The sequence below is a fragment of the Sinomicrobium halophytocola genome, from assembly GCF_052983395.1.
Map to the genome: position 1 here is coordinate 24,150 of NZ_JBRKIT010000048.1, position 13,380 is coordinate 37,529.

A 13,380-nucleotide genomic window follows, 5' to 3' on the forward strand; every position below is an offset into this window, starting at 1 on the left:
TATGAAAAATTTTCTCATTGCTTTTATTTTCTTTTTGATGTGGTCTGCCCTGGGAACATGGGTATACACCTGCCATGTGAAAAATTTATGTCTGGACTTCCCTGGCAAAAAAACGGTAGTAACATCCCCGAAAGATACTATCCCCTCCCGCGAAAAGTACGACAGCGGCTTTGCCCTGGAACAATTTGACGATTTTTCCATTATTTCCGGAACCGATTCGGTCATTGTTTCCGACAAATCCGCTAATATCGAAAAACTGCTCTTTGATTTCCTCAACAAAAACCAGGACAAGGAATTGTTAATTACGGGACTGTACAATAAAACAGAGAAAAAAGCGCTCGGACTGGCCAGGGCAGAGACGCTCAAAAAGCGTTTTATGGCGTACGGAATTAATCCGGACCGGATAGTCTCGGAATCCGCAAGTAAAGATTTTAATTTTGATCCCAAAAATCAATACCAGGGTGGTGTTGAACTGAAATACCAGGACCTCACGGAAGACAGAAACGCCCTGATCGAAGAGGGCATCACCAACAAAATACTGTATTCGCATTTCGGATCGGAAAAATTTCAGCCGGATAATACATTACAGGCCTATGCAGAAGAACTGAAAAACTACCTGGATAAATATCCTGAAAAAGAGGTGGTCATTACCGGGCATACGGACAATGTGGGGTCTGACGAAGCCAATGAATGGATCGGTATGCAAAGAGCAAAAAATGTCGTGGAATACCTCGTCAGCACAGGTATTCCCGAAGAAAAACTGGAAGTGTTGTCCAAAGGCCCTCATAAGCCTCTGGAAAGCAACAATACCCTGGAAGGCCGCCGGAAAAACCGGAGGATAGAAATAAAAGTGAATTAACCATAACCTGAATAAAAGATCATGGACCAATTAGCACCGGTAGCCGCAATAGAATACGTCGTATTGTTTATCATATGCCTGGGATGTTTCCTTATCGGGTATTTCTTTGCGAAAAATCATAGTTCTAAAAAATACGGAAAGCAACTGGACGAGTGCCTTTCGGAAAAACAATCGCTCCAGGAGAGTCTGAACAAACATGCCCAAAGCACATTTGGCAATAACAACTCCAACATCAAGGCCAGGAAAACCAGGGACAGGCGCGGAGTACTCTATACCCTCCAGGACAGCCCGCTTAATTTCGAACGTATAGGAAGGGCAGACGAAACAGAAAAAGATGACCTCAAGAAAATAAGCGGCATCGGTCCGTTCATTGAAGAAAAACTGAACAGTATAGGCATCTTTACCTTTGCACAGGTAAGCAGATTCACGGATGAGGATATGAACCAAGTTACCGAACTCATACAGTTCTTCCCCGGGAGGATCAAGCGTGACGACTGGAAAGGGCAAGCCTCGGAGTTAAAGGACAAAGAATAACAAAGACAGTTTAATCGCGGATTTCCTCAAACAAAAAAGCACCTGAAGGGTTGCATAAGCTATCTTCAGGTGCTTTCTATTTTACCTGTCCCGCTTCCGGAATGTCGTTGTTATTACCTCTTATACATTTTCTCCCTTTGTTCACGGATTGCAGGGTCGTCCATATAATCATCAAAGGTAAGGTACCTGTCAATAGCTCCGTTGGGTGTCAGTTCTATGATCCTGTTGGCCACTGTTTGTGCAAATTCGTGGTCATGTGTAGTGAGCATCACCGTACCTTTAAAATTTTTCAGCGAATTGTTAAACGCGGTGATACTTTCCAGGTCCAGGTGGTTGGTAGGTTCGTCCAGCATCAGTACATTGGCGCGAAGCATCATCATCCTGCTGAGCATACACCGTACCTTTTCACCTCCGGAAAGCACCCTGCTTGTTTTTAAAGCTTCTTCCCCGCTAAACAGCATTTTTCCGAGGAACCCACGTACATAAACTTCTTCCCGCTCCTCTTCGGTTTTTGCCCACTGGCGTAACCAATCCACCAGGGAGAGGTCATTATCAAAATACGTCGTATTATCCACCGGAAGATACGACTGGGAAGTCGTTACCCCCCATTGATACTTGCCGGAATCTGGCGCTGTTTTATCGTTAATGATCTCGTAAAAAGCAGTGGTAGCCCTGGAATCCCTGGAAATAACCGCCACTTTATCTCCTTTCGCCAGATTGATATCTACATTCCGGAACAATACCTCTCCTTCCAGGGAGGCAGAAAGCCCTTCTACATGGAGTATCTGGTCTCCGGCCTCTCTTTCCTGTTCAAAAATAATGGCGGGATATCTCCTGCTGGAAGGTTTTATATCATCTATCTTCAGTTTTGAAAGCATTTTTTTACGGGAAGTGGCCTGTTTGGATTTTGCTACGTTAGCGCTGAAACGCTGTATGAATTCCTGTAATTCCTTGGCCTTGTCCTCTGCTTTCTTGTTTTGCTGGGCACGTTGTCTTGCCGCAAGCTGGCTACTTTCGTACCAGAAAGTATAGTTACCCGAATAGTGACTTATTTTCCCGAAGTCTATATCAGATATATGTGTACAAACAGCATCGAGGAAGTGACGGTCGTGAGAAACCACAATAACCGTATTGTCGTAATTGGCCAGGAAATTTTCCAGCCAGTTTATGGTTTCGAAATCCAGGTCGTTGGTAGGTTCATCCATGATGAGTACGTCCGGGTTGCCAAAAAGCGCCTGTGCCAACAGTACCCGCACTTTCAGCTTTCCGTCCATATCCCCCATCGGAGTATAATGAAATTCTTCCGCTATCCCCAAATTAGATAGCAGGGCAGCGGCGTCACTGTCTGCGCTCCACCCGTTCATTTCCTCAAACTGTACCTGCAATTCTCCTACCCTTTCGCCGTCGGCATCACTGAAATCTTCCTTGGCATAGATATCGTCCATTTCCTTTTTTATGGCAAATAACGGTTTATTTCCCTGTATTACGGTTTCCAGCACCGGGTGCTCATCATAAGCATAGTGATCCTGCTCCAATACAGACATACGCTTCCCGGGTTCCAGGTGTATATGGCCCGAAGTGGGGTCCATCTTACCGGAAAGAATTTTTAAAAATGTCGATTTCCCGGCTCCATTCGCACCGATAATCCCGTAACAATTGCCCTGGGTGAATGTGACGTTGACGTCATCAAACAAAACCCGTTTGCCAAATTGAACAGAAAGATTTGATACTGTTAACATTTATTTTATTTTTGAAGTTCGTTTAACTCGATGCAAAAGTAACAAAACGTAAACTATTACAAAGGGTATACCCCCACCCTTTTCAAAACATTTTTTAACTCGGTATTAACACGCGAACACCCCAAGGTTTGTTAGCTTTGCTGTTACAAATAGTATAGTTCTCAGCGCTATACATTTAAAAGGATTGTATGAGGAACTTGCTGATTGCATTTTTGGTATTACCTTTTATTGGCTGTAATAATTCCAAGAATACCATCGCCTATTTTGGGGGCGAAGTCATAAATCCACGTGATAGCATTGTCATTTTGTACAGAGATGACGAACCCGTAGATACTGCATTATTAAACAGCGAAAACCGCTTTTTGTTCCGGATAAAATTGCGGGATAAAAAAGGTGATCTCTTTAAATTCAGGCACTTCCCGGAATACCAGTATGTATTTATCCAGGGAAGGGATAGTGTCCTGGCCAGGGTAAACACGCTTAATTTTGACGAATCCCTGGTCTTCTCCGGCAAAGGTGCGGAGAAAAACAATTTCCTTATAGAAATGTATCTTCTGGACGATGACGAGCAAAAACTCATATACAGTTACTATAATTTGGAACCGGCTGAATTCAGTAGTAAAATAGATTCGCTCCGCGCTATGAAAATGGAGCAATACGAACATCTTATTGTTACCCAAAGGCTTTCGGAACCGGCTAAAAATGTGGCAAAGGCCTCTATTGATTATCCCAGTTACAGGTACCGGGAATTCTACCCGTATATGTACAAAAGGCTAAAAAGTACTGACGGGAAAAACAAGGTTAAAATACCTGATAATTTTTATGCTTTTCGGAATAATGTAAATTATAACGACAGGGAGCTGAGGTACTATAAACCGTATTTTGATTTTATGGTATATCACTTTAACGGACTTGCGTACAGTAAGTGTGTCGAAGAATGTCCGCGTAAAGAAAATTTTATCGAGAACTCCGTACACTATTACATACACAAATTACAGCTTATAGACAATAAAGTAGAGGAAAAGGGATTGAAAGACCACCTGTTCCGTAATACAGCCTATACCTATTACCTCGAAGACCAGGATGAAGCCAATAACAAGCTCTTTATGGACAAGTTTCTGGAACTCGATGGAGATAATAAATATATGGAAGAGATTGAATCTCTTTATACCAATATCCAAAAGCTTCAAAAAGGGGCACATATTCCGGCATTACAACTCGTAGACCGGCAAGGGAACAATACCGACCTGAACCGGGTATGCCATAACAAAAATACGGTAGTTTATTTCTGGACAATATTTCAGAAGGGGCATTCCAAGTATATTAACAAGTACGTAGGCAGCCTTCAGAAAGAATATCCTATGGTGAATTTTGTTGGTATCTGTCTCAATGAAGATTATGATAAATGGATGGAAGCCATTACCCTGAACAGTCTGCGCCAGGAAGAACAATACCTCTCCCTCAAACGGGAGAGCATCAGCAAAGAGCTTACCGTAAACAACCTGAACAAAGTGATCGTAGTGGATGAAAAGAATAACATCATCAATGCTTTCACCTATATCCAAAGCCCGGAATTCCGCAACATTCTGAATTCCTTAAATTAAACCAGCAATCGCAAACAGCTCCCACCCTGCAACAGCCTTACTGCTTTCTATCGCCGAAAAGGAATTTTCGATGATAAATACCCCAGTCGTTCAAGGCTTTGATAATAGGAGCTATACTGTCCGCATGTGCAGACCATTTGTAGGTTATAACTACCGGATAGGTATTGGAGACTTCCCGGACAATTAAACGGTTATCCTGCAATACTTTCAATTCTTTGGATAAAATGCGTGGCGAAATATCTTCTATAGCCCTTTGTATGGCCGTAAAACGATAATTACCTGTGCGTATGGCAATGAGTATCTGTATCCGCCACTTCCCCCCTAGTACCTCCAGCGCATCGCGTATGGGGTATAAACTGTGGATGCATTCCTTAAACTGCTCCTTTTTGGGTATAACTTTTTCCTGTTTCATTACTATCCTTTGGGTAACTGCTATTTTTTATATAGTAAAAGTAAAATAATTTTGTATCAACAAAAAATAATCATGGACGTATCCTATTTAGACTTATCCCCTGTACCCTATAACGGCACCCGCCACGAGGCCTTACATAAAACCATAGAGACAGCCAAATTCACCGAAGACCTAGGTTTTAAAAGGTTTTGGGTGGCGGAACATCATAATTCCGGGCATTTTGCCGGGCGTGCCCCGGAAGCACTCATACCCGCCATAGCATCGGCAACCAGGAATATCCGCGTGGGTTCGGGAGCTGTATTGCTCAATCACTACAGCCCTTTTAAAGTCGCGGAAATATTTTCTACACTTACCGAACTGTTTCCCGGAAGAATAGACCTCGGTATAGGGCGGGCGACAACCGGCCCTTACTCTGACCTTGCCCTGCAGCGCAACCGTTCTTACCGCCAGACCACCAACGACTCCATGGAACAACTGGCAGAACTGCTTTCCTGGCTGGCAGATGATTTTTCCGGAGATCATCCCTTTAACGAAGTAAAAGTATTCAGTGACGATGCTTTACCGGAGATCTTTCTGCTTGGCTCCAGCGAATGGAGCGCCAGGGCAGCAGCAAAATTAGGATTAGCTTACACCTTTGCCGCATTTATAAACCCTTCGCAAGCGCACTATATCACCAGACTTTACAAAAACCTCTTTCAGCCTTCCGATAAAACTTACGGACAGCAACACCCCAGGCTTTTACTGTCACTCAGCATTTACGCACATGAAACCGAACAACTGGCTGTAGAATTATCGGCCCCTGCACAGTATTTCCTGCAACAGCTTCACCGGGGAAATATAAAGGACGGATTGCGTACAGAAGAAGAAGCCCTGGAATTATTGAAAAGCTCCGAACTGGCCCAACGGCTTTCGGACCCCGGACAACCTCCCAGATTTTTTGTCGGGGACGCGCAAACCGTAGCACGGGAATTGAAAATTGTCCAGGAAGTATTCGGTGCCGACGAGATCATCGTTCAACTCATCTCTGCAAATCACGACAAAAAACTGAAATCACTCGAATTGCTGGCCAAAGCGGTAATGGGTTAAAATTCTGTTATCGGCCTATCAGCCTGTTGAGAGAATCATAACGATCCGGGATAAGACCAATAAAAAAGCGAAGCTGAAAAAACTCCAGCCTCGCCGTATACGTTATAGCATCCACAGAAAACCCGCCTCTGTCCGGCTGAATTTCCGTGATAATTAAGAATTTCCTTTCTGGTAGTCTTTGAGAAACTGCTCCAGACCTATGTCCGTCAACGGGTGTTTCAACAATCCGGTAATAGAAGACAAAGGCCCGGTCATTACATCTGCCCCTATTTTCGCACAATCGATAACATGCATAGTGTGACGAACAGATGCAGCCAGTATCTCGGTTGAAAAATCATAATTGTCATAGATCTGGCGTATTTCGGCAATAAGGTTCAACCCGTCCGTAGAAATATCGTCCAGTCTTCCGATAAACGGGGAAACATATGCTGCACCGGCTTTAGCTGCCAACAGGGCCTGTCCGGCAGAGAATACCAATGTACAATTGGTCCGGATTCCTTTATCTGTAAAGTACTTTATAGCTTTTATCCCGTCTTTTATCATGGGAACTTTTACCACGATCTGCTGGTGCAGCTCTGCCAGTTCCTCTCCTTCTTTTATCATACCTTCAAAATCGGTAGCAATCACTTCGGCGGAAACATCACCCTCCACAATATTACATATATCCACGTAGTGTTTCAGAATATTGTTTCTCCCTGTAATACCTTCTTTGGCCATAAGGGAAGGATTGGTGGTAACTCCATCGAGAACGCCCAGTGCCTGTGCTTCTTCGATCTGTTGCAGATTGGCAGTGTCTATAAAAAACTTCATCGTTTAAATTTTAATATGTTGGATTTTCATTTATTCTGGTCTGATCGTTGTCCATATTGCAAAAAAAACTTATAGTAACAAGGACTACAAAGCTACAATTTATAATGGTTCATCAGTAGTTTTTCGTATGTTTTATCCGGTAAAACCCGTTTCAAGACTATAGACAACTTTTGCTTAAAAGCCCCTACCTTGTAATGAACAGCCGGTGATCTTTGTTGCATAATACGATATACCGCCCTCGCCATTTCTTCCGGATCTCCTCCCGAATCCACATGATCGTTCATCATCTCCAGGGTATTGCCGTATATTTTTTCATAAGGCGAACCTTGTATAACCGGGGCATGATACCTTCCGACAGCAATATTGGTTGCAAAATCACCCGGGGCGACATTTACGGCCTGCACACCAAAGGCTTTGATCTCCATACGCAATGCTTCCGTAATCAATTCCAGGGCCCCTTTCGAGGCAGAATAAATACCGCGATAAGGCAGTCCCATATATCCTGCAATAGAAGTGACATTGATAATAAGCCCCTTCCCCTGCTCTCTCATATGCGGAAGTACAGCCTTTATAACCCGCAGGGGGCCAAAAACATTGGTTTCGAAGTTATTGAGCATCTCCGCATCCGGGGTTTCTTCCAAAGGCCCCGTAATCCCCACTCCGGCATTGTTCACCAGGACATCAATGCGCGATTCGGTATTTATAAGGATTTTCACGGCTTCATCAATACTTTCCCTTTCCCTGACATCCATCTTAAGCAAAGGAAAAACAGAACCTGTTACCTTTTGCGGATTCCTGCTGGTGCCGTAAACCTTATATCCTTTGGTTATGAGAAACTCTCCTATGCATTTACCAATGCCAGAAGACCCTCCGGTGATTAGAACTACTTTTGACATGAAATATTTTTATTCCCTATCGGAATCAGCAAACGAAGATACTTTTTTTAAGTTAAAAACTCCTGAAAAAACAAAAATAAACCCTGTTTAAGAATCACTAATTATCAGACGGGCAGCTTCCGATCCGTGAGGACTATACACCTACAAAACTATCCCTTCCGCATCGGTTTTTTAACCTGTTTCCATACTTTCCTGGTTCCTACATAGACTTTTTTATCTGATTTAAGATAACGGGAACTCAACACCACCAGGAGAGCTACACAGGCCGTTGTTCCCAAAGCACCTCCGTAACCCTGGAAATAATCGCTCATATTCAACAGGATGATACTGTAAATAACAGCTGCCAGACTAATACCGAAATAACTCGTGGTTTGCCTTGCCGATACCATCCCCACAAAAGTGGCCCCGATAAAAACAAAGGGGATAGTTTCCGTCAGGTACTGCGAAAGAACGTCCGGAAATATTTTAAAAAACAAGGCGACAACCATGCTCAGCATAGCCGAAGAACGCACTGGCGACCATCCGAAACGGTTACAGCAATAATACGTGGCTAATGCCCCTGTCAGCGCTGTTATTATTAATACCAAAAGCTCCATAAATTCAGTAATTGGTAAATAAATGAAGCGATAACCACACCTAAAAAAGCAAGTGTTCCCAATTTCCCTCCTATACCATGTAAAAAGTTTTTGGAAAGCATCAGGAAAATGGACGTTATAATTCCGGCAATCACAACAAACATAAATCCGTTTGCTACCTTTGGCGCGGACATCCCGATGAAAGCCCCGCAGTAAATCACCTCCGGCAATCGCGATAAGTAAATCGAACGTTTATTAAGATGAGGTATAAAAGATCCCGCAAAACCCGTGACGGACCCCCCCAGAACCGGGCCCAGTTCCAGTTTCTGATTTAAAACAAAAGCGACCAGGGCCCCTGCCGGAACCCAAAGCACAAGACGCCAGGAATCATAATCAAATCCGTCTATGTGCAAAGGTGACTTCAGGTAGGAAAAAAGCATGATAAGCAGTAAAATCCCGATAAAAGCCAAAACATAAACAGGAGCTTTGTATTCTATTAAAATAATGAATAAAAAGATAAAATGGATTAAAAACAAAGACCAAATTAATCCGTTCCTGACAAAGTTGCTTTTTGATGGCAAATTCATGGTGCAAAATTAAAAAGATACAAGGAATTTATAAAAGAAAACCGGCAAACAATTTTAACGCAAACCGGAACTTTTGTGAAGGCTCTCCAATCTCCGAAAAAGGAAACTTTTGGGTACAAAAAAAGGCAAGCTACCTACATCGCACCGCTACGACCGCATACCCTTGCTGCGTTCCCACCCTGGGGGATTCTGCAGGAGCTGGTCGTGTAGGACTTGCCGGGTGCAAAGGTACTTCTTTTTTATATTTTGCCAAAGGTTTTACCATCTTAATTTTATTGAATAAATTGCCATGTCTTAAATAAACTTTCATGAAAATGTTCAAGTGGTTAATTGTCAATATACTGTTTTGTTTGTTCATGGCCTGCAACGGAGAGAAGGCTTCTACAAAAAAGTTTTCCATACAACTCGGAGAAGGACTGGATAAGGTGCAATACAACCAGAAGGTCAAGGCAACCATAAAAAACAGGAAAAAAATAGAAATTGATTCCGTGGCCTACAGCATTGACGGCGAAAAAATGGATACGGATGAAGGTAACCTGACTTTTACCGGAATCCATCTGGGGCACCGTAACCTGGAAGCAACGGTTTATTATGAAGGAAAATCGGATAAAATATCAAAACAGATAGCTGTTCTTGCCGAAAACGCACCTGAATTATACGCCTATACCGTTTTGAATGAATATCCGCACGACAGCAAAGCCTTTACACAGGGACTGGAATTTCGCAATGATACGCTCTATGAAAGCACCGGGAGACGGGGACAGTCATCCCTGCGGAAAATTGACTATCACACCGGGGAAATTCTGAAAAAAACAAGCCTGGATTCCATGTACTTTGCGGAGGGGCTTACCATTATGAACCGCAAAATATACCAGCTTACCTGGAAAGCCAATATCGGCTTCATCTATGACATGGAATTCAATAAGATAAAAGATTTTCCTTATGGCAGTAGTAAAGAGGGCTGGGGATTGTGTAATGACGGCACCCGGATCTACAAAAGTGACGGCACCGAAAAAATATGGATACTGGACCCCGAGACCCTGGAAGAAAAAGACCACATTGAAATTGTTACCAATACTTCTGTCTTTTCCCGTGCCAACGAACTGGAATTCGCGAATGGTAAGATATACGCCAATACATGGCAGAAAGATGGAGTGATGATTATTAATCCTAAAACCGGGGCTATTGAAGGCGTTATTGATTTTCGAGGACTAAAAGATAAAGTCACCCAACACAGAGATCTCAATGTATTAAACGGCATAGCATATCACCCAAAAAATGATTCCTTCTTTGTTACCGGAAAAAACTGGGATAAGATTTTCGAAGTGAAGATCATAAAAAAACAAGAATAAATATTATTTTCTATAATTTACAATACTCCATATGCATTGGTTAACTCTTATTATAGCCGGTCTTTTTGAAGTAGGTTTCACCTTCTGCCTGGGAAAGGCCAAAGAGACTGCCGGATCTGCCTCCTATTGGTGGATAACCGGGTTTTTCCTCTCCCTTTCCCTTAGTATGTACCTCCTTTACCGGGCCACGCAGGTCTTACCCATAGGTACAGCCTATGCCGTATGGACCGGCATAGGTGCCGTAGGTACCGTGTTAGTGGGAATGTTATTTTTTAAGGAACCCGCCGACTTCTGGAGATTGTTCTTTATAACTACACTTATCCTCTCCATTATCGGGCTGAAAGTGTTTTCTCATTAGAACAGCCCGAACGGTATTTTACTGCCACTTTCAAGTTCGTATGCTTCTTTATCCTGCTCGAATATCCTGGCGGAAAGTTCCCCTTTCAGAACAATGTCATCTCCGGAAACCTCCAGCCAGCTACCTTCCCGAAGGCCTATAACGGGCTGGGTATTAATGCGATGGAATTCCCTTATACGGGTTTCGCGCGTTTCCCCCATATGCTTGCTCCCGTTATCCGGGTCCAGGTAGTGTGGGTTTATATTAAAGGATACCAGTCCCAGCGTCTTAAAGCTTGGTGGATAAATAATAGGCATATCATTAGTCGTCTGCATCGTGAGCCCCGTTATATTGGCCCCTGCACTTGTACCGAAGTATAAAGTACCGCCAAGGACCGCTTGTCGTAAAGGCTGCATGATCTCGTTTTTATACAACTGTGTCACCAGCAGAAAGGTATTTCCTCCGCCGGTAAATACCGCTTTAGCCTCCCGGATAGCTTCCTTCGGGTCCTCAAAAGTATGGATCCCTCTTACCCTTTTCCCTATCTTTCCGAAGCCTTTACGGGCCACTTCCGTATATTCATCATAAGTAATTCCCCCCGGACGGGCGTAAGGGATGAAAAGGATCTCATCGGTTGTCGCAAAAAAATCTTTTAGATGTGGTAAAATATAAGATAAATATGTACCGCCATGAATCGTTGAAGTGCTGGCTATGATAAGTTTCTTCATCCGGATGTTTTCGTATTATGGTTAACTGGATTTTTTGTAAATTTAAATATTGTATTTAATCCGTTCCGCATTTTAAGAGATTTTCTCTGTCAGGCCAATCTTCCTTTGAAATGCGCCACAGGTTGTATTTAACAAAATTTTAATTGCCCTGTTGTTTTTTTTCCGGTAATCTTGTGTTTTCTTTATCCGGACGAAAAATATCTGCCTACCGCACAAAAGGAAATCTCCCGGTTACTTTTACAGGTACGGACAGGCAGGAAAAGTGAAAAAACAAAATGACCCTATGCGAAAAATATTTTTTATTCTGATACTGATCTGTACCTTAACAACCTACGCTCAAGACGATGACAGGATCATTCTCCGGGGAAAAGTATTATACAAAAACACTAACGTTCCGAATCAGAACGTCATAAACATCGATACGGAAAGAGCTACGATCACCAATAAGGACGGTGAATTCGAGATTTATGTAAAATCAGGGGACAATCTTGCATTCTCCGCTGTAAACTACCGGTTAAAGACCATACAGATAAATGACAGTATATTAAACAATAATCGCCTGGTGGTAGAAGTAAACGAGAGAGTTAACCAGCTGGATGAAGTAGTGGTAACTCCGGATAACGAAGAGAAGTTCCTGGAACTGAAAGGAGAGGAATTCAAGAAATTCGATTACGAACAGGATTATTCCTCTAATGCCGAAAATATGGCCACCCCGGAACATCATTTGCAAAATGGTGTCAACTTTGTAAACATATTCAAGGCTCTATTCCTGTCTGAGCAGGAAGGTGAAGGCCCCAAAAGACAACTTAAGGTAAGTGAAGTACTGCGCCAGGTGTACAATGATGATTTTTTCGTGGCAGATCTGAAAATCCCCCAGGATAAAATAGACGATTTTCTTTACTATTGCGATGACAGGATACCAAGACAATCTCTCCTGCGTAAAGATAACGAATTTGAACTTATAGAGTTTCTCGTACAACAAAGTGAAAACTATCGGCAAAGCCTGAAGAAAGAAGAATAGTTCGCTTTTTTGTTCACAAAGAGTACATAACATAGGACCCATAACTACAGGTATTGCAACAATCGAGAAAAAATAAGGTTTTGCTCCTGCTTTTGCCGTTTTCCCTGTATGGTGTCCACGCCCAAAGCAGATTAAAAGGAAAGGTGGAAAGTACGTTTTCGGATGTCACGGGGGTTCATGTCATAAATAAAACCCGTGAATCCGCCACGATTACCGATGCCTATGGGTACTTTGATATCCCGACGCAGGAAGGAGATACCATTTTATTCTCTGCCGTACAGTACCGGAAAGAAGAAATTGTTGTTACATCCGAAATCCTGGCAGCGCCCTCATTCATCATACATCTCACAGAGCAGGTGACAGAACTGGATGAAGTGGTTTTAAAAAACCTTACCGGAAACCTGATCACCGATCTCCGGAGAATTAAAACAGATAGTGTTACAGCTATTCATATGGGCTTGCCCAATGCTACCAAACGACTCCCCACACAAACCGAACGCAGGTTAAACGAAGCGACCACCGGCGGGGGTTTTATACCGCTCAATCCTATTATAAATGCAATAAGCGGACGAACCAGGATGCTTAAAAAACGCCTGCAGCTAGAGAGCGAAACACAAAAGATAGAAGAAATACGGAATTTACTCCAGGATCGCATATTCATAGAGTTTGGAATTCCAGAAGATAAAATATACGATTTTCTTCACTATTGCCAAGGACAAGGAAATTATCACCATATTAAAAATAATCCCGATCTCATAGTGCTTACAGATTCCTTAAAAAGGATGGCAAGACAGTATCTCTTGGAAAACCGGCAGAGTCCCATAAAAACACAGCCTTAAT

The 13,380-nt window shown here is 42.8% G+C and carries 15 protein-coding genes and 1 other RNA gene; 8 read left to right on the top strand and 8 right to left on the bottom strand.

Features of this window, described 5'->3' with window-relative positions; translation table 11 throughout:
• Position 1: 1 nt before the first annotated feature.
• Complete coding sequence (locus ACVBDY_RS21080; protein ID WP_447177452.1) at positions 2–859, top strand: OmpA family protein; 858 nt, start codon at positions 2–4, stop codon at positions 857–859.
• Positions 860–880: 21 nt separating this feature from the next.
• Complete coding sequence (locus tag ACVBDY_RS21085) at positions 881–1,393, top strand: helix-hairpin-helix domain-containing protein (RefSeq protein ID WP_447177453.1); 513 nt, start codon at positions 881–883, stop codon at positions 1,391–1,393.
• A gap of 113 nt (positions 1,394–1,506) precedes the next feature.
• Here the strand turns inward: ACVBDY_RS21085 and ACVBDY_RS21090 are convergent, their stop codons facing one another.
• On the bottom strand, positions 1,507–3,132 hold the full coding sequence (locus tag ACVBDY_RS21090) for an ABC-F family ATP-binding cassette domain-containing protein (protein WP_447177454.1): 1,626 nt from the start codon (positions 3,130–3,132) through the stop codon (positions 1,507–1,509).
• 188 nt (positions 3,133–3,320) lie between these two features.
• Between ACVBDY_RS21090 and ACVBDY_RS21095 the strand changes: the two genes are divergently transcribed.
• A complete protein-coding gene (locus ACVBDY_RS21095) occupies positions 3,321–4,736 on the top strand; it encodes a TlpA family protein disulfide reductase (protein ID WP_447177455.1) in 1,416 nt (471 codons plus the stop codon).
• Positions 4,737–4,773: 37 nt separating this feature from the next.
• Here the strand turns inward: ACVBDY_RS21095 and ACVBDY_RS21100 are convergent, their stop codons facing one another.
• Positions 4,774–5,148 carry a winged helix-turn-helix transcriptional regulator gene (locus ACVBDY_RS21100; RefSeq protein WP_447177456.1) on the bottom strand — a complete coding sequence of 125 codons (375 nt, stop codon included), beginning with the start codon at positions 5,146–5,148 and terminating at the stop codon, positions 4,774–4,776.
• A 72-nt stretch (positions 5,149–5,220) separates the two neighbouring features.
• Between ACVBDY_RS21100 and ACVBDY_RS21105 the strand changes: the two genes are divergently transcribed.
• Positions 5,221–6,234: an MsnO8 family LLM class oxidoreductase gene (locus ACVBDY_RS21105; RefSeq protein ID WP_447177457.1), complete on the top strand. Its 1,014-nt coding sequence runs from the start codon at positions 5,221–5,223 to the stop codon at positions 6,232–6,234.
• 153 nt (positions 6,235–6,387) lie between these two features.
• On the opposite strand, the gene fsa is transcribed toward ACVBDY_RS21105, so the two are convergent.
• From fsa to ffs, 5 genes are all read right to left on the bottom strand, one after another.
• The gene (gene fsa / locus ACVBDY_RS21110; protein WP_447177458.1) at positions 6,388–7,044 is read right to left on the bottom strand and encodes a fructose-6-phosphate aldolase; all 657 of its coding nucleotides are present in this window, start codon (positions 7,042–7,044) and stop codon (positions 6,388–6,390) included.
• Between the two features lie 92 nt (positions 7,045–7,136).
• A complete protein-coding gene (locus ACVBDY_RS21115) occupies positions 7,137–7,940 on the bottom strand; it encodes an SDR family oxidoreductase (RefSeq protein ID WP_447177459.1) in 804 nt (267 codons plus the stop codon).
• 149 nt (positions 7,941–8,089) lie between these two features.
• Positions 8,090–8,536: a hypothetical protein gene (locus tag ACVBDY_RS21120; RefSeq protein ID WP_447177460.1), complete on the bottom strand. Its 447-nt coding sequence runs from the start codon at positions 8,534–8,536 to the stop codon at positions 8,090–8,092.
• Positions 8,518–8,955 carry a hypothetical protein gene (locus tag ACVBDY_RS21125; RefSeq protein WP_447177461.1) on the bottom strand — a complete coding sequence of 146 codons (438 nt, stop codon included), beginning with the start codon at positions 8,953–8,955 and terminating at the stop codon, positions 8,518–8,520. The genes ACVBDY_RS21120 and ACVBDY_RS21125 overlap by 19 nt, the downstream gene beginning before the upstream one ends.
• Positions 8,956–9,222: 267 nt before the next feature.
• Positions 9,223–9,321: signal recognition particle sRNA small type (gene ffs, locus ACVBDY_RS21130), an RNA gene on the bottom strand.
• 89 nt (positions 9,322–9,410) lie between these two features.
• Here ffs and ACVBDY_RS21135 point away from each other — a divergent pair.
• Positions 9,411–10,454: a glutaminyl-peptide cyclotransferase gene (locus ACVBDY_RS21135; RefSeq protein WP_447177462.1), complete on the top strand. Its 1,044-nt coding sequence runs from the start codon at positions 9,411–9,413 to the stop codon at positions 10,452–10,454.
• Between the two features lie 31 nt (positions 10,455–10,485).
• Entirely contained in the window at positions 10,486–10,812 is a 327-nt protein-coding gene (locus ACVBDY_RS21140) for a DMT family transporter (RefSeq protein WP_447177463.1), read from the top strand.
• On the opposite strand, the gene pepE is transcribed toward ACVBDY_RS21140, so the two are convergent.
• Positions 10,809–11,519 (bottom strand): dipeptidase PepE, encoded by a 711-nt coding sequence (pepE, locus tag ACVBDY_RS21145; RefSeq protein WP_447177464.1) that lies wholly within the window; start codon positions 11,517–11,519, stop codon positions 10,809–10,811. The genes ACVBDY_RS21140 and pepE overlap by 4 nt on opposite strands.
• 283 nt (positions 11,520–11,802) lie before the next feature.
• On the opposite strand from pepE, the gene ACVBDY_RS21150 reads away from it, so the two are divergent.
• Both ACVBDY_RS21150 and ACVBDY_RS21155 read left to right on the top strand, forming a co-directional pair.
• Positions 11,803–12,540, top strand: a complete 738-nt coding sequence (locus tag ACVBDY_RS21150) for a BamP family beta-assembly machinery protein (protein WP_447177465.1) — start codon at positions 11,803–11,805, stop codon at positions 12,538–12,540.
• 80 nt (positions 12,541–12,620) lie between these two features.
• Positions 12,621–13,379, top strand: coding sequence for a carboxypeptidase-like regulatory domain-containing protein (locus ACVBDY_RS21155; protein ID WP_447177466.1), 759 nt, complete (start codon positions 12,621–12,623; stop codon positions 13,377–13,379).
• The last annotated feature ends 1 nt before the right edge of the window (position 13,380 follow it).